Source organism: Gardnerella sp. KA01000, from assembly GCF_049244035.1.
Lineage (GTDB): Bacteria > Actinomycetota > Actinomycetes > Actinomycetales > Bifidobacteriaceae > Bifidobacterium > Bifidobacterium leopoldii.
In genome coordinates this window covers 600086-616725 of the sequence record NZ_CP058367.1, presented here as the reverse complement: position 1 = coordinate 616725, position 16640 = coordinate 600086, and the positions used below count along the sequence as shown (strand labels likewise).

General features: G+C 41.5%; 15 protein-coding genes, 1 tRNA gene and 1 pseudogene. 2 read left to right on the top strand and 15 right to left on the bottom strand.

Annotated features, from left to right (window positions below; genetic code table 11):
• Window positions 1-21: 21 nt before the first annotated feature.
• From HXT58_RS02245 to HXT58_RS02225, 5 genes are all read right to left on the bottom strand, one after another.
• Window positions 22-1530: a hemolysin family protein gene (locus HXT58_RS02245; protein ID WP_415706158.1), complete on the bottom strand. Its 1509-nt coding sequence runs from the start codon at window positions 1528-1530 to the stop codon at window positions 22-24.
• A gap of 20 nt (window positions 1531-1550) precedes the next feature.
• Window positions 1551-2111, bottom strand: a complete 561-nt coding sequence (gene ybeY, locus HXT58_RS02240; RefSeq protein ID WP_064340645.1) for an rRNA maturation RNase YbeY — start codon at window positions 2109-2111, stop codon at window positions 1551-1553.
• A 3-nt stretch (window positions 2112-2114) separates the two neighbouring features.
• The gene (locus HXT58_RS02235) at window positions 2115-3308 is read right to left on the bottom strand and encodes a PhoH family protein (RefSeq protein WP_415706156.1); all 1194 of its coding nucleotides are present in this window, start codon (window positions 3306-3308) and stop codon (window positions 2115-2117) included.
• Window positions 3309-3311: 3 nt separating this feature from the next.
• The gene (locus HXT58_RS02230; RefSeq protein ID WP_004106318.1) at window positions 3312-3674 is read right to left on the bottom strand and encodes a histidine triad nucleotide-binding protein; all 363 of its coding nucleotides are present in this window, start codon (window positions 3672-3674) and stop codon (window positions 3312-3314) included.
• 112 nt (window positions 3675-3786) lie between these two features.
• Window positions 3787-4584 carry a 16S rRNA (uracil(1498)-N(3))-methyltransferase gene (locus HXT58_RS02225; protein ID WP_415706155.1) on the bottom strand — a complete coding sequence of 266 codons (798 nt, stop codon included), beginning with the start codon at window positions 4582-4584 and terminating at the stop codon, window positions 3787-3789.
• A gap of 94 nt (window positions 4585-4678) precedes the next feature.
• Between HXT58_RS02225 and HXT58_RS02220 the strand changes: the two genes are divergently transcribed.
• Window positions 4679-5764: a succinate dehydrogenase/fumarate reductase iron-sulfur subunit gene (locus HXT58_RS02220; protein ID WP_004119090.1), complete on the top strand. Its 1086-nt coding sequence runs from the start codon at window positions 4679-4681 to the stop codon at window positions 5762-5764.
• Window position 5765: 1 nt separating this feature from the next.
• On the opposite strand, the gene HXT58_RS02215 is transcribed toward HXT58_RS02220, so the two are convergent.
• The 5 genes and pseudogenes from HXT58_RS02215 to HXT58_RS02195 form a co-directional block, all read right to left on the bottom strand.
• Window positions 5766-6569: a TIGR00730 family Rossman fold protein gene (locus tag HXT58_RS02215; RefSeq protein ID WP_101886063.1), complete on the bottom strand. Its 804-nt coding sequence runs from the start codon at window positions 6567-6569 to the stop codon at window positions 5766-5768.
• A gap of 71 nt (window positions 6570-6640) precedes the next feature.
• A pseudogene (locus HXT58_RS02210) lies at window positions 6641-7879 on the bottom strand (Na+/H+ antiporter NhaA); the annotation flags it as partial.
• A gap of 163 nt (window positions 7880-8042) precedes the next feature.
• Window positions 8043-8116, bottom strand: a tRNA-Arg gene (locus HXT58_RS02205).
• Between the two features lie 153 nt (window positions 8117-8269).
• On the bottom strand, window positions 8270-8944 hold the full coding sequence (locus tag HXT58_RS02200; protein ID WP_004106323.1) for an ATP-dependent Clp protease proteolytic subunit: 675 nt from the start codon (window positions 8942-8944) through the stop codon (window positions 8270-8272).
• Between the two features lie 2 nt (window positions 8945-8946).
• Entirely contained in the window at window positions 8947-9558 is a 612-nt protein-coding gene (locus HXT58_RS02195) for an ATP-dependent Clp protease proteolytic subunit (protein WP_004106325.1), read from the bottom strand.
• 214 nt (window positions 9559-9772) lie between these two features.
• Here HXT58_RS02195 and HXT58_RS02190 point away from each other — a divergent pair, with 214 nt between their 5' ends.
• Entirely contained in the window at window positions 9773-10543 is a 771-nt protein-coding gene (locus HXT58_RS02190) for a hypothetical protein (RefSeq protein WP_064340609.1), read from the top strand.
• A gap of 133 nt (window positions 10544-10676) precedes the next feature.
• On the opposite strand, the gene HXT58_RS02185 is transcribed toward HXT58_RS02190, so the two are convergent.
• From HXT58_RS02185 to pflA, 5 genes are all read right to left on the bottom strand, one after another.
• Window positions 10677-12074, bottom strand: coding sequence for a chloride channel protein (locus HXT58_RS02185; RefSeq protein WP_415706152.1), 1398 nt, complete (start codon window positions 12072-12074; stop codon window positions 10677-10679).
• Between the two features lie 151 nt (window positions 12075-12225).
• Window positions 12226-13575, bottom strand: coding sequence for a trigger factor (gene tig / locus HXT58_RS02180; RefSeq protein WP_012914242.1), 1350 nt, complete (start codon window positions 13573-13575; stop codon window positions 12226-12228).
• 53 nt (window positions 13576-13628) lie between these two features.
• Complete coding sequence (locus HXT58_RS02175) at window positions 13629-15059, bottom strand: HRDC domain-containing protein (protein ID WP_415706150.1); 1431 nt, start codon at window positions 15057-15059, stop codon at window positions 13629-13631.
• A 169-nt stretch (window positions 15060-15228) separates the two neighbouring features.
• On the bottom strand, window positions 15229-15609 hold the full coding sequence (locus HXT58_RS02170) for a hypothetical protein (protein ID WP_415706149.1): 381 nt from the start codon (window positions 15607-15609) through the stop codon (window positions 15229-15231).
• 124 nt (window positions 15610-15733) lie between these two features.
• Window positions 15734-16615, bottom strand: coding sequence for a pyruvate formate-lyase-activating protein (pflA, locus tag HXT58_RS02165; RefSeq protein ID WP_004106335.1), 882 nt, complete (start codon window positions 16613-16615; stop codon window positions 15734-15736).
• Window positions 16616-16640: the final 25 nt, after the last annotated feature.

Sequence of the window (16640 nt, the reverse complement as noted above, 5' to 3'; positions counted from 1 at the left end):
TTATTCTTACCGTCCAGTTCTTTATTTCAGCATATTCGTTTGTTTCATAGTACTAGCTTGCTTCAAAGCATTGGTTTGTTTGCTTTCAGCAGATTTTTCGGAAGAGCTAATGTCATTTTGATTATCCTTAGAATCCTTAGACTCTTCCAAAACTTGTGCATCTCGTTCTACTAAAATAGTAGATACTTTCTTTCGCCTACCAGCTGAATCTACAGCAGTTAATTTTAGTCCTCTTGTAACAGCGCTGGAACCAACAATCGGCACATTACCAATCAACTTCGTAAGCAAACCAAACACAGTATCCACATCGTCTTCGTCAATATGAACTTCAAAAATATCTTCCAAATCTGCGATTGACGTTCGAGCAGGCATCTTCCACACGCCGTCACGTATTTCTTCTGGATCTGCATGCTGAGTGCGATCGTGCTCATCTTCCAACTCGCCAACAATTTGCTCAATAGCATCCTCAATAGTAACCAAGCCTGCAATACCGCCGTATTCGTCAACCACTACTGCCACATGCTGGCGAATTCGTTGCATTTCATGGAATAAATCGTCAACCGGCTTCGACTCAGGAACAAGCATAGGGTCTCGGCTAATTGTTTCAACTGCTCTAGAAGATGCTGCAGGATTAAACACAGTAGCGCGTACAGCATCCTTCAAATAAGCAACACCTACTAAATCATCTACAGAATCTCCAATAACGGGAACTCGAGAAAATCCTGAACGAGAGCATAATTTAAGGAAATTTTCCAGCGTTTCGTCACTTTTTACGCAAATCATATCGGTTCTAGGTACCATTATTTCGCGAGTCAAAGTATCTGAAAGCGTGAGCACATTGCGCATCATTTCCGACACTTCCGGATCGAAATCATTCGCTTCAACAAGTCGATCAATACTCGCCTTTGCTTGATCTAGCTGAATATCTTCCAAAGCTTCATCATCTGAAAGATCAACATGCTTTTTCCTAGAAGTGACGTCAACATCGCTAGCAATATGCACTAAAGGATTAATCGCAATAGCAATAGACACAATGCGAGAAAGTCGCATCAACTTTGCTACAGGTTGAGCCGCACCAACTGAACGTGGACGAACAAGAATAGAAATCACAGCTACAGCTACTGAAACAACAACACCAATAATAAGAGTTACCCATAAAGGCGAGCCGAAAAATGCAGCTAAAGAAGCAAACAAAACTCCATCTAAAACGTTACATAGCACACGCACAAAAGCGCATGCTCCAGAAGTTGTATAACGGTCAGCAATCAGTTTTTTTACACGATGGATTCTAGCAATTCGACGCATACGCACTATGGCACTAGTTTCATCATCATGCGTTTGTGCTTCAATCATAAGATTATTTAAGCTTGCACGAGTAACTCTAGGCACTGCCCCTTCTGCAGCAGCCATCGCAAGAGAAAGCCATACAAGCAGTATTGCCAGCACAAGCAATGCGGCTAAGCCAATCCAGATATGCAACGGCAATTGCGGAACTGATATGCTAGAAAATATTTGCTTAATATATTCCATAATTATGCTCTTAATGCGCTTTAATGCTGTTTTTTATTTTTATTTTTGACACTACTCGCTTCATGCTCAGCATCGTAACGCTCAAGCTCGTTTACTGCACCTTCTGGCAAAGTTGCATCGTACAATTCTCCAGATCGAGCAGCGAAAAAAGTAAGCATTAGTTGACGTTGCAAACCAAACATTTGCTTTTCTTCTTCCGGAGTAGTGTGATCGTAGCCAAGCAGATGCAAAATGCCGTGAATAGTTAGTAACAACATTTCTTCCATAGTACTATGCCCAGCTGCGAGCGCCTGCTGCTGAGCAACCCATGGGCAAATCACCAAGTCGCCAAGCATTCCTTCAGAAACTTTTTCATCGCTTCCAGGAGTAAGCTCGTCCATTGGGAAACTCATAACATCCGTTGGGCCTTCTAGGTTCATCCAACGTTCATGCAAACAGGCAATTGGCTCTGGATCAACAAAAGTAATCGATAAATCCGAATGCGTACTTACTTTCATTTGTTGAAGAACCCACATTCCAAGATCTGAGAAGATTTTAGCGTCAATATTCCACACTGTTTCATTCATGACTTCAATGCTCATGATTTATCCGTTATTCCTCTCAGTAGATTCTTTAGTACGTTCACGTTTTTTACGCTCAAGCATTGCATCGTAATTTTCGTATGCTTCCACAATACGACCAACTAAAGCATGACGCACAACGTCTTCTGCTTGCAAATGCACAAAAGCAATATCTTTAACTTCGCCCAAAATCTTCTCAATAGAAACAAGACCGGAACGCACAACTGCTAAATCAACCTGCGTGCTATCTCCTGTAATCACCATGGTTGTATTAAAACCGAGTCGAGTTAGGAACATTTTTAATTGCTGAACAGTCGCATTTTGCGCTTCATCAAGAATAACAAAAGCATCGTTTAATGTGCGACCTCGCATATAAGCAAGAGGAGCAACTTCAACAACATTCTCGTCAAGATAGCGTTTTAGTTGTGCAGATCCAAGCATATCAGAAAGCGCATCATAGAGTGGGCGCAAATATGGATCAACTTTATCGTTTAAAGTGCCAGGCAAGAATCCTAAGTTTTCGCCAGCTTCAACAGCAGGACGAGTAAGAACAATTCTGCGAACTCTCCCATCTTCCAATGCACGAACAGCTTTAGCAACTGCTAAATACGTTTTTCCAGTACCAGCAGGACCAATTCCAAACGTTACAATATTGCAATCCATTGCTTGCACGTACGCTGTTTGCCCAGCAGTTTTTGCACGAACAGGATTTCCTCCAGCAAACGTGATCACGCCTTTACTCATTCGAGCTCTTCTGCTCATAGCACGGCGATGCGCTTCTTCGCTAGAAGGCAACAGCTCACTTGAATCTCTTGAAAACTCATTTTCAGCGCGCGAAACAGGATTATTAATTGCATAGGATGAAGAAATAATACTATTTACAAGCACTCCACCATCATGACCGATACGGTTTATGCGCACATTGTGTTCATCGTTATGCAAAATATCACGCTCAAGCATGCGTCTTACTTCGTATGCATCCATAGGTTGTTCGTAAGCTGCATCAATCATGCGCCTAAACGCATACTCAGCTTTAGCTGCATCTTCATCTGCTCTAGCTGAACGAGCAACAATTTGAACATCTTTGCCTCGCACAGTAATATCTGCTTCTGGAAAAGCATGTTCCACCTCACGCAAACCAGCATCTGCAGCACCTAAAACTGCAACCGAGCTTAATTCGCTAGGAATTTGCACAAAACGCGTAGTACTTTTCGTCACGATTTACAAGCTACCTTCTACAAGTTTTTCGCCAGTTAATACATGAGCATGAACATGAAACACTGTTTGACCAGCATCAATACCAGTATTAAATACGAGTCGATAATCACCGTTGAATTCATCATCAGCAATTTTTTGTGCGACACCAGCAATATGGGCCAAAGTTTCAGGAGCTTTACTAGCAAGCTCAGCAACATTCTTATAGTGATTGCGCGGCACAATCAGCACATGCACTTTTGCTTGAGGATTAATATCTTTAAAAGCAACTACCGAATCGTCTTCATAAACTCTGCTGCTCGGTATTTCTCCAGCAACAATTTTACAAAAAATGCAATCAGCATCAGTATTGTAAGTAATATCACTCATGGTTTCTCCCCTATTTGCTACTAAATGAAATCAATGCCTTAAGCCAAAAGCAATCGACACTCTTCCTATTATTTTACACAATTATGAGCACTTTTAGATACGATTTATGCGATTATTCGTAACGTCCTAAATCACGCGAAAGAAGAGAAAGAGCTACAGGTCCTGCAGTAGATGCGCGAAGAATATTACTGCCTAAAACGCAGCTTTTAGCACCAGCATCAATAAACATTGACACTTCATCGTCACTAATACCACCTTCTGGCCCAACTAAAACGTAAATAGTACGCTCTTTACCATCCTCCAAACAGCGCTCGCTAAGAGTATTTACTGCTTGTTCTATTTGATTCCAGCAATCAGTTGCGTCTTGATGCAATACAATTACGAGATTTCCGTAAACGCACGCACGCCTACATATTGCAACTATTTGCTTGCTCGAAACACATTCTTGAAGTTCAGGCATCCATGCGCGACGAGATTGCTCTGTAGCAGACTGTAAAACTTGGCTCCAACGCTTATCTGTGCGACCAGGTTTCCACTTTGCAATTGAACGATCCGCGCACCAAGGGATTACTTCATCCACGCCAATTTGCGTAGCCATATCAATTGCTTGCTCATCGTGCCCTGTTTTTGCCAAAGCTTGAACAAGTGCAAGTCTAGTCATTCGCGGAGCTTCCCTAGTAAACGCTTCTACACGAACTAAGCCATTTTCAACATCCGTCACCTTTGCATGAATGCGCAAGCCTTTGCCGTCAGAAAGTTGCAAAGCATCGCCTTCTAATAGTCGCATGGCAGATATAGCGTGACGTTTTACTTGAGATGGAAGCGCAATCGTCCACCCTTCTTCGATTCCTTCTGCAAGCACAGGAGCATTATCGTGATCAGTATCAAGCAAAAATAAAGCGTCAGTCATAGTTCAAGCCTAACGTGAGGATGCGCCAAGTACTAAAAAATGTTTCTGTGCAAGTATTGTGGCAAACTAGAACAGTACGTATTGGAGGTTTGCAATGAGTAATGAGCTTGGTGATAACACTGCGCTTGTTACTTTGCGTATTTCACGCTTTACTCCATGTAATAAATCTGAAGATGATGCAAACAGTAAACAGACAGAGCGCAAGCGCAGAGAAAGTCCTTTTGCGCGCAGAAAGCGCAGTAATCCTTTCGCAAAACTAGATTCTTCAGAAAATAACATAAATAATTCTTCCGAATCTAGTGAATCCAGAATATCTAGTGAATCCGGTGAATCTTACGAATCTTCTCCAAAACGAATTCAAGGTAAGCATTGGGTTCAAGATTACAGTTTACGCGTTCATTCTACTGACACTATTCTTGACTGTTTACTGACTATTAAACGCACAATCGACCCAACTTTAGCTTTCCGCTACTCATGCGGTCACGGCGTTTGCGGTTCCGACGCTGCAAACGTAAATGGCATGCCAACCTTACTATGCAGTGCAACTATTGGTGCAAACGCACGTCCTGAAAGCACAAATAGCGTGCAATCTCGAGGCTTTAGAAAAACTGGCACTACTAGCAGCTCCTCACAGTCGACAAAATCGCCAACTTTACAGCAAAAATCTAAAGAGACTACCACTTTGCAAAATGGCACTTTTGGTGTTATTGAGCTTGCTCCACTTTCAGGATTTGCAGTTCAACGAGATCTTATTTGCGATATTTCGCCTATGATTTCGCAAATAAAACGCTTAGAACCTTATTTGCAGGCATCTAACGTTTCTACGAGAAATACTGAAGGGAAACTCCAGCTTATTGAGTTTTTGCAACATCCTGAGGAACTTAAAAAATTTGAGCTTTTGAGCAATTGCATTATGTGCGGTGCTTGCGAAGGAATTTGCCCAATTTATGCAGGCGGAGAAGCCTTTATTGGGCCTGCAGCATTGGTTAACGCGGCTCGTTTTATTTACGATTCCAGAGACAATGCAACAGAGCATCGCCTTGATCTAATAGACAGCAGTGACGGTATTAGCGCATGCCAGTCAGTTAGAGCATGTTCAAGACAGTGCCCTCGCGGAATTGATATTGGCGAAGAAATTTGGCAGCTTACAACGCTTGTAAACGAGCGCAAAAACTCTTAGATTATTCAATTCCAGATGCTATGCGCACTGCCTCTATTGGGTCGTCTGTGACAGCAAATAAGTGCGGATCGAGTGAAGAAATAAAACCTCGTTGAGTTACTGTAGACTTCAGCCAGTCAATCAAACCATTCCAATACGAAGTACCGAAAAGAACAACAGGCACGCGCGCAACTTTATGCGTTTGCACTAAAGTCAAAGCTTCAAACATTTCATCCATCGTGCCAAAACCGCCAGGGCACACAATAATTCCAGAAGAATACTTCATAAACATTGTTTTACGCACGAAAAAATACCGAAATTGCATGCCAAGATTAATCCACTTATTCAAACCCTGCTCATGAGGAAGCTCAATCCCCAATCCTACAGACGTACCACCAGCTTCTGCAGCTCCACGGTTTGCAGCTTCCATAATTCCAGGACCGCCACCTGTAATAACAGCAAAACCGCGTTTTACAAGCTCTGAACCCATAGTACGAGCTAAAGAATACTCAGGATCATCTTCTTTTATTCGAGCAGAACCAAAAATACTAACAGCTTTACCTAACGATGCGAGCGCGTCAAAACCATCAACAAACTCAGCTTGAATACGAAGCGCACGCCATGGATCCGCGCTACGCCAATCCCATCTCTTATCTACTTCTACACCAACTCCAGAAACAAGCTGCTGATTGTTATCGTTACGAAGAAGCGTCTCTGTAGTGCTCTCCTTAGGAATCATAGAACCGCGCATCACAACAGAACCACGATGATACGTGTTATTCCAAGGTGGAACATCTACTGAAAAATCTTCTTTACTATTAAACATGATTTCTCCTAGAAATTTACTTTCAAATATATTGAAAATAATAATTAAAACTAGTCTTCAACTTCATCTAATTCTTCTTCCATATGCTTTGCTTGCATAGAAAGTAAGAAGCCAGAAACTCCTGCAGCAATAATAGAAGCAACAAGAACGCCAAAACGTGCTTCAGCGGACAAATCTGCGTCAGAATACGCAAGCGAGGCAATAAGAAGAGAAACAGTGAAACCAATTCCACACGCACATGCTGTAGGCATTAAGTCTACTACGCGAAGACCATCAGGAACTTTCAAACCTAGAACACGCTTTGATATCCAAGCAGTTGCCATAATTCCAACAGGTTTACCAACAACAAGAGCAATAGTGATGGCAATCAAAATTGGCGAGAAGAACAACTCCCAAGTCAATGTTTCAAAATGCACTCCTGTAGCGAAAAGAGCGAAAATTGGAAGAGCCAATAACGCAGAAACAGGCTGAATTTTTTCACGATAGCGTTCAGCCCGAAGCGTTTTTTCACCATGAACTAAATGCGCCGGAGTTAGCAAACCCACCATTACTCCAGCTAAAGTTGGATGCACGCCAGCTTCATACATCATAATCCAAGCCATAATTCCTACTATTGCAACCAACGGCCATGGAACGCGCTTCAAACGCACTAAAGTAGTCCAAACCAAACCGCAAGCAATTACTCCAGCAAACCAATACCATGCGTTAAGAGACGAGAAGAAGACAGCAATAAGTGCTATTCCAAGCAAATCGTCTACTGTAGCAAGAGTCATAAGAAATGCGCGCAAAGCGTGTGGCAAAGTTTTTGCAAATAAAGCAAGAACAGCAAGAGAGAAAGCTATATCCGTTGCTGTAGGTATTGCCCACCCGTCACGAACCATATCAAGCGAAGGTAAAGCGCCAGAAGTAAGACGCATAATCTCCTGCCCAGCATGCAATTCAGAAAATACAGTTACTGTAGCAACAAACAGCAAAGGAGGCACAATCATTCCACCAACAGCACAAATCATTGGCATTGCAGCTGCGCGAGGGTCAGAAAGCGAACCAGCAATAAGCTCATGTTTTAAATCTAAACCAACCGAAAGGAAGAAAATAGTAAGCACGCCATCTTGTACCCAGTGACCAATCGACATGTGTATATTCGTCCACGGAATGCCTACATGAGTATGCGATACGGCTTCAAATATTGGTGCGGTTAAAGGAATATTTGCAAGCAATAAGCCGGTAAGAGCGAAACCAAGCATAATTAAGCCAGAAATTCGCTCATTATTTGCTATCTTGCGTGCTACTCTCCAACTGCGTCGTATCATATTGTAAATATTTCCTCCACTAAATGCATTTATAACGTTTATAACGTTTTATAGTGCAAAATATGTGATTCGCACTTTTAAGTATAACTGAGAGGCATAAACCGAGCGAGTTGCATACGAATTAAAAAAAAAAACGCGGAGCAAAAGCTTCGCGTTTTGTTTGTGCGCCAGACAGGATTCGAACCTGCAACCTTCTGATCCGTAGTCAGATGCTCTAATCCGTTGGGCTACTGGCGCATGTTTCCAGCCTCAAGAACCATGTCCTTGTTTCCGGCAACTTGACTAATATACAACCATCCGCGCTAAAACACAAACCCCGGCGTGTCGACCGGGGTTTGTTGTTAAGAAATGCAAGAATTGATAAATACTCGCTAAGTTGTAAAGATTGAATTATGCTCTGCGCTCAAGCACTTCGTCAACCATTCCATAAGCTTTAGCTTCTGGAGCAGTCAAAATAGTATCCACTTCAATATCTTTACGGATGCGCTCAATATCTTGACCAGTATGCTTTGCAAGAGTTGATTCTAACCAAGAACGCAAACGCAACATTTCCTTAGCTTGAAGCTCAATTTCAGTAGCTTTACCAAAATCTTGACCCATTGCAGGCTGATGGATAAGCACACGAGCATTTGGCAAAATCATGCGCTTACCAGCAGCTCCAGCAGCAAGAATAATAGCAGCAGCAGAAGCAGCCTGACCTAAGCAAACAGTTTGAACATCTGGATTAATGTATTGCATTGTGTCATAAATCGCAGTCATAGCAGTCATCGAACCGCCAGGTGAATTAATGTACATCATCACATCGCGATCAGAATCCATGCTTTCTAAAACAAGCAACTGAGCCATAATGTCGTCAGCAGAAGTGTCATCTACTTGCACACCCATGAAAATAATGCGATCTTCAAACAGCTTAGTGTAAGGATCTTGCGTTTTCATGCCATATGGAGTTTGCTCGCCAAATTGAGGCAACACGTAACGATTAGTAATGCGCTGAGCAGAAGTAACGCCGCCAAAACCAGCTAAACGCTCAGCACGCGCAACAAACTTTGCTTCTTCACTTGCCATAATTACTCCTCACCGCGCATAGAAGCAGGAGTGGTCACAATTTTATCTACGAAACCATACTCCAAAGCTTGCTGAGCTGTAAACCAGTGATCGTATTCGTTATCTCGGTAAATTTCCTCTACCGTATGACCAGTCTGCTTTGCAGTCAATTCAGAAAGCGTTTTTTTCATATCCATAATAAGCTCTGCGTTAATTCGCACATCCGTAGCAGTGCCACCGACACCGCCAGAAGGTTGATGCATAAGCACACGAGCATGTGAGGTAATATAACGCTTACCAGGAGTGCCAGAACTAAGCAAGAACTGACCCATAGATGCAGCCATGCCAACAGCAATAGTTGCAACATCTGGCTCAATTAATTGCATAGTATCGTAAATTGCCATACCAGCAGTAATTGAACCTCCAGGCGAATTAATATACAACCAAATATCCTTCTTAGGATCTTCCGCAGCAAGCATTAACATTTGCGCGCAAATAACATTGGCATTCTCGTCTTTTACTTCAGATCCCAACCAAATAATGCGATCTTTTAGCAACCGATTAAAAATAGAATCAGTTGATGTAGGCGCTTCAGCCTGTTCCATCACAGGAGAAGCTGTAAAAAGCTCAGTCACTATATCTCCTTGTTACCACGTAATTATTTCTACACTACATTGTGCGCATGACCGCATAGAAAATATTGCGAATATGATTTGAATTGAATGTTTTACGCCAAATTTCTAAAATTTTATTCATATCAACAGATGTAATTTTTACTTATTACCTCACGTTAGTATGCATTATTGAGTATATTTTTATTGGATTATCAATTCATTATAAGGAGTAATTATGGATCCTAACCAATTGCCAGACAACAACTACTCGCCTGCTCCGATGCCAAATAACGAGTATCCAAATAATGGTTACCAAAATAATACATACCCAAATAATGTAAATCCAAATAACGGATACCCAAACAATGGTTATGGAAACAATGGGTACCAGAACAACGGATACCCAAATAACGGATACCAGAACAATAATTACCCTAATAATGTAAATCCAAATAATGGTTACCAACCAAACTTATATCAGAATAATCAACAACCAGTCAACAACTATCCTGCAAACGCTTATCCAAATGCAACAAATACAAGTGCTCATAAGTCAAAATACATTTGGCTTATTGTTGTCATAGTAGTAGCAATAGTTGCAGTAGGTGGCTACGTAATTTCAACTAATCTTAAACCGCATTACAATTGCGCTGCACCAAAAAGCGCAAATATTGAAGAATACGTACATTGCCATCCAGAAGAAGCTAAAAAACTCACTAATGGATTTAATGATGCCACTAGCAGCTCACCATTCAACATAACGTTTGACACTAAAGGTGATCAGCTCAATATAAATGCAAAGTTCAAAAGGCACCTATCTGATTTAGAAATTACAGCGTTAAAGACTGGAATGCAAACATACGGCGATAGCCTCTCGAACTTGATGCCACAATCAGCATCGGATGAAATGAAAGAAAAAATTATTGCACCAATACGCATACATTTCTCCTTCTCAAACGATGATGGAACTTTTATCGCAGATAAAGAATTCAGTTCTAATAATTAATTAAAAAATAACTAAAATAACCAACATAACTAAAAAATATTTACTAATAACAAATGCGCCTTTGCTAATACTGAACTAGCATAGGCGCATTTATTTTGCACATATTGTATTTTCCATACTAAAAATTCAAACATTATTTGCGCATAAAAATTTTTGGTATTATCGCTATGCTTCTAGATACAGCACAAGAAACAGCCATCGGAATAATCATAATCATAGGCACATTCACTAATTGTGCTACCAAGAAAAGCGCAAACCACAATGACTTTCGGCTTGCAGTTAGCAAACTTGCAGCACCAAAAATAGCAGCTATTACCAATATTTTTGGCTGACTTGATAGCATGCCACCAACAACTGGAATGTTCATACTTATAAAACCTACGATCAGCCCTACGCAAGCTCCAGACGACATACTCGGCTGAAGCACACCACCACTTGCGCCAGCTCGAAGAGTGCAACTTGTTAAAATTATTTTTGCAACAAATAGTAGAAGCAAAGTTACCAAAGAGTTTTTGTCAATTGCAATACTTGTTTTTGCAATATTATATGCGTATTGTGCTAAAGCTCTGCCATTGCCCATAATTGCTGGATTCCACGATGCAACTAATCCCGTTACTAAGCCCATTAATGGCAAAAAATATAAAATTTGGTAATTGCGAGCACACTTAGAGCGAGCCCAACGAATCATCTTATGGAAAAGAGTGCCAACAATACCGCAAGCAATGCCAACTATAATTGCAAGTAGCAACACAGTAGTGTTGACAATATGGATGTCATTAAGACTTGGCAAACAATAGTAAGGTTCATCCCCAAGCACAAAAATAGTAGTCAATGATGCAATTTCACTTATACATAACGCAATAGCAAAAATACTAAATTTTTGTATAAGCCAATACCATTTCAAACGCTTTAAAGAAGATTTCGATTCGTGAGAAAAACGTGGAATTGCAACCAAACCTAGTGCCATAATCGCACCCGCTATTGGAGCGCGATAAACTCCAGCTAAACCAGCACCAGCAGCACTTGCAACCAAAACGCGAGCTTGAAATTCACTGACTCGAATAAAGCAGAGTAACTTCTGAGTAAGCATTGCAGCCAATTCTCGAGGCGCAACTTCTCTACCTAAACTTGCGCCAGAAGCAACTATAAAAATTTGTAAACATACATGGATAATCGTCGTATTAAATGGCATCGATTGGCCACTAACAGCATGAGCTATATCGACAATACGATTAGAAGATTTTGTCCATAACCACATCCAAATAATTGCAGCAACAGACATCACAATTAATACAACAGCAACATAATGCAATACTGGCAATCCAACTGGCGAAGGTTTAAGAGCAGATTCTGAAAATCCGAACATTACATTTTGCACAGCATGTAGTAACAGAGTTAATAATATTGCACCAACTCCAGCCATAACTGCAACAAAAAAAGCAATAAGACTTAATCGTAAACATGTAAAAACATAGTTCAAACACTTACCAGGTTTTTTACTGTCTACCATTTGCAAATTGCGTTTTTCCATTAGCAGCAGCCTTCCTTACGTTATTTGTTTTTCATTTTATTTGTTTTTCACTTTCTTTAAAGTATAACAACAACACAAAAACCCAGAGCAAAAGCCCTGGGTTTTTAGCAAATATGAGAAAGTATAAACTTTTTTTCTTGCTTGAAAAATACTACTTAGAAAGTTCGTCAGCAACTTCTGCAGCAGCAGAAGCAGCCTTCACGCTTTCGTCTTCGTCATCATCCTCAGACAAGAATGCACTCAAGTCAAGAGCTTCTCCGCCGGAAACGAACTTTACAGCACGCATACCAGCAAGCAAGCCCTTAGAACGAGCAACTTCCTGCACGGCAGAACCAAGCTGACCGTTGTTAACGATTGCGTTAATGAACTGGTTTGGATCCATGCCGTACTGCTGAGCAACAGAAACCAAGAAGTTGGTGACGTCAGCCTGGGAAACAGTCACATCCATCTGTTCAGCCAAAGCGTCAAGAACCATCTGGTCGCGAAGTTCCTTCTCAGCAGCCTGCTGAGCTTCATCCTTCTGCTTCTTGGTAGCTTTTTCAGGATCAGGGGTCATGCCCTTCAAATGCTCTGAAACAGCCTTGTCCAAAACGCCCTTTGGCACAGGAATTTCAACTTCTTCTTGAAGCTTAACAAGGAATGCGTCACGGGCATTAGTTGCCTGACGACCTTCAGCAGCCTGCTCGCAAGCCTTGCGAATATCTGCCTTCAAATCCTTCAAAGTATCAAACTCAGAAGCTTCCTGAGCAAAATCATCATCAAGCTCTGGCAATTCCTGAGTCTTTACGGAATTAACCTTAACCTTGATCTGAGCCTTCTCGCCCTTATGCTTACCGGACTCGAGAGTACCCTCAAAGGTGGTTTCTTCACCGGCAGAAAGGCTATCCAAAGCCTCATCCAAACCGTCAAGCAACACACCGGAACCGATTTCGTAGCTTACGCCCTCTTGCGCATCAACTACTTCGTCATCGATACGAGCTTCCAAATCAATGTTAGTGTAATCACCCTTAGCTGCAGGACGGTCAACACCAACCAAAGTAGCAAAACGCTGACGGAGGCTTTCCAAGCGCTCCTTGACATCCTTGTCGGAAACCTTTGGCTTCTCAACTTCAATCTCAACGCCCTTGAACTTGTTCAACTTGAAATCTGGACGACGCTCAACTGTTGCTACAAACTTAAGACTTGCATCTGCATCAGTCGACGTTGGAACTTCCTGAACGTCAAATTCTGGCTGATCCATTGGGCGAATCTTCTTTTCTTCCAAAGCCTTAGAATAAAGCTCTGGTACAGCGGAATTTACGGCTTCGCCGGCAACAGCTGCGAAACCGACGCGCTGATCTACAATCTTGCCTGGCACATGTCCCTTACGGAAACCTGGCACGTTAATTTGCTTAGCAATCTCCTTACGAGCTTCTTCCAAAAATGGCTTGAAGTCTTCGAGATCTGCGGTAATGGTGAGCTTAACCTTAGTTGGCTCAAGATTCCTGACGCTGATTTTCACGCTTGCGCTCCTGAAATTACGTTTTTTCTAGCTTCTGCCGTATGGCACAACCGTTACATGATAGCGCGAGTTACGGACTCAGCTACCAATCGGGTTTGCCAATCTCGAGCACCATGCTCACTTAGGAATGTTTTAACATCAATATCTTGCGCATCATCATGCCAGCAAAGATTACGAATAATCTGTGGTTTGATAATAATTTCTGCAGGAGTATGAGTGTATTCAGAAATTTGATTTAACTCAGCTTTTACTCTTTGTAAACGCTCGTAACGCTTAGGGTGATGTTCTCGCCAATATTTCATAGATCTAGGAGCGCTTTGGGAATCTTGCATATCCTGTAAATACTGCGAATCTGATGAATCATGGCAATCCTGACAATCGTTAGAACCTTGTGACTCGTCAGTATCTGTTGATTTAAGTACGCTCGTTTTACGAGATTCGCGCGAATTAAGTTGAATAGCTCCATTCGGTAATACTGGATGCACATCATCCATAGCTGTTTCACCAGATTTAGCGCGCAAAATAGCATTCTCTATAACGTTTTTCCAAATAGATGGTTTAATTTTGCGCTGAATTGGAGCGTAACGCTCGAACATTTTGTCTTGCTCACTGCCAGTGTGCATTCGCACTCGCTCATTCAAAGAACGAATAGCACGAAACGCGCGCGCATTACTAGGTTTACGCTTACCAGCTTCAATAATCGCAGCATCAGAAAGTAGCAGAGTTGGCGCAATATCATATTCACGCGCTAAAGCATCTCGCTTTTGCCACAATGCTTTCGCAATAACTAAACCAACACGATCGTGCATAAGCACACTTATATGCGATATTTTAAGCCATGGACGCGGATGCGGAGCTTTCTTTTGTGCACCCTTACTGAGTAAGTGTTTAAATTCTTCTTCCGCCCAAGAAAGTTTACCTTGTTTCTTTAGTTCCGCACGCATTACTTCTTCTAATTCGATTAACAATTCAACATCTAAAGCTGCGTAATTTCGCCAATCCCTAGGAAGTGGGCGGTAAGACCAGTCCGCTGCAGAATGTTCTTTTGCGAGCGTCAAACCCAAATAATATTCAGTTACAGAGCTTAAACCAAAGCGCTTTCTACCAAGTAATTTAGCTGCAATCTCGGTATCGAATAAAGCACGAGGACGCAAACCAATATCGAAAAATCCTGGCAAATCTTGCATCGAATCGTGGATAATCCAAGGCGCATCTCCTACTGCCTCGTTAAATTCGTTCCAATCAGCTCCAAGTTTTGTAAGTTCTATTGGATCCAGTAACCCGATTCCTGCACCTTTGCGTTTAAACTGAATCAGCCAATCTTCATGACCATATCTAAAACCGGAAGCTCGCTCAGCATCTGCAGCTAAAGAACCGGAACCTGCTGCCAATAAGCTACAATATTCTCTATATGCTTCAAGCGTATCAATGACTTCTGGAACTCCTTCTCTAGGCTCTTTTAAAAGCTTTGGTTCCTCGTTCAAGTACGCCTCCCGATTGCATGCTTTAGCCAAATTCTTACGCTTTTTGCATCTTATTCTGTACTTTTTGCAAAATGTTGCGCAAGATATATTTAAGCCGTGTTATAGATTATGCATCTTTTAACACGGCTTCAACTTTCGCACACAACTACGACTATTCAAAAATAAGTAATCAATCTGTTTTATTGTTTGCTATTTCGTCATTTATGCGCTTAACAAGTTTAGTTTTAAGGAATCTAGTAAGAGTAAATGCGATTGCCGAAATTAAAACTGCTGGAACAACGTAGCCAGCATATAAGCCTAAATTCGAGAACTTGTCTATTGAAAAAGTAATAATTTCTGTAATAACAGCTATCGCAATAGATGTTATTGGCACTTCGATAAGAAGTTTTTTATCGAAAGCTGCAACGATATTTATTGGCAACAAAATTATTGGCAAAACAACTAAAATAGTAAGCGATGTAGCAAAACCATACTGATCGTTACACTGCACAAAAATATCCAGTGCAAATGCAAAAGCTAATGCAATCCAACAACCTATTCTGCGCTTCATTGCGTATCCTTTCTCTAAAAAGGGTGTTTGTGTAATTATACAAAATCCTTTAAAAAAAAAAACAATACAATACGCAAAACTCGACTAGATTACAATTACATCGTTAACGCAGCCTAAACACAATCTAGTACACTACAAAACCGTGGTCTTTGAACTGGTTTACAACCCGCTCTTTAAGCGCTCTAGAAGGTCCTTTTTGATTCTCAAGAGGGTACGGTATTCGAAGCTCATGCCACTTTGGGCGGCCTAGTTGATGGAAGCCAAGCACGTCAATATGCTCAACAGCGTCACCAAACGAATCACAAATCTCAGCAACTTTTTCAACATTTTCTTCGCTGTCTGTCAAACCTGGAACGAGCACAAAACGCACCCAAATCTTCTTACCAGCCTTTGCCAATCGCTGACCAAAGTCAATAGTTGGCTGAAGTAAGCCGCCAGTTACTTTTTTATACGTTTCTTCAGTTCCGGATTTAACGTCAAGAAGGCAAAGATCAATGTCTTCAATCATTTCATCCGTATAATTGCGATTCAAAAATCCAGAAGTATCCAAGCAAGTATGCACGCCCATTTCTTTTGCAGCACGAAAAACTCTAGATACAAAAGCTGGTTGCATCATGGACTCGCCGCCAGAAAAAGTGATTCCGCCGCCTGTTGCTTTAAAAAGACTTTGATAACGGTCAACTTTTTTAATCATCGCATCTAAGTAGACTGGCTTGCCGTCGCGCATTTTCCAAGTATCAGGATTCTGGCAATACTGGCAGCGCAGCGGGCAGCCACTCATAAACACTGTCATACGAGTTCCAGGTCCATCAACAGAAGTATTGATATCCCACGAATGCACAAATCCAATATCGCCAGTTTTAAGAGCTACCAAGCGATCTTTACGATCCAGCCCAATTGGCGACTCAAATCCAGAAAGACCACCCATTAAAGTTTGGCGAGCATACTCTTTTGACTCCTTCAACATATGCTGAGTTGTAGTACGAAACGCTGTGTTTTCAGCCATCTAACTGCCCTCCAAACTATTTATA

Bases quoted from the DNA above. Each gene is read 5' to 3' on its own strand.
- HXT58_RS02170 (WP_415706149.1), bottom strand. From the start codon at position 15,609: ATGAAGCGCAGAATAGGTTGTTGGATTGCATTAGCTTTTGCATTTGCA.
- HXT58_RS02185 (WP_415706152.1), bottom strand. From the start codon at position 12,074: ATGGAAAAACGCAATTTGCAAATGGTAGACAGTAAAAAACCTGGTAAG.
- pflA (WP_004106335.1), bottom strand. From the start codon at position 16,615: ATGGCTGAAAACACAGCGTTTCGTACTACAACTCAGCATATGTTGAAG.
- HXT58_RS02200 (WP_004106323.1), bottom strand. From the start codon at position 8,944: ATGGCAAGTGAAGAAGCAAAGTTTGTTGCGCGTGCTGAGCGTTTAGCT.
- HXT58_RS02215 (WP_101886063.1), bottom strand. From the start codon at position 6,569: ATGTTTAATAGTAAAGAAGATTTTTCAGTAGATGTTCCACCTTGGAAT.
- HXT58_RS02230 (WP_004106318.1), bottom strand. From the start codon at position 3,674: ATGAGTGATATTACTTACAATACTGATGCTGATTGCATTTTTTGTAAA.
- HXT58_RS02190 (WP_064340609.1), top strand. From the start codon at position 9,773: ATGGATCCTAACCAATTGCCAGACAACAACTACTCGCCTGCTCCGATG.
- ybeY (WP_064340645.1), bottom strand. From the start codon at position 2,111: ATGAGCATTGAAGTCATGAATGAAACAGTGTGGAATATTGACGCTAAA.
- HXT58_RS02225 (WP_415706155.1), bottom strand. From the start codon at position 4,584: ATGACTGACGCTTTATTTTTGCTTGATACTGATCACGATAATGCTCCT.
- HXT58_RS02245 (WP_415706158.1), bottom strand. From the start codon at position 1,530: ATGGAATATATTAAGCAAATATTTTCTAGCATATCAGTTCCGCAATTG.
- HXT58_RS02220 (WP_004119090.1), top strand. From the start codon at position 4,679: ATGAGTAATGAGCTTGGTGATAACACTGCGCTTGTTACTTTGCGTATT.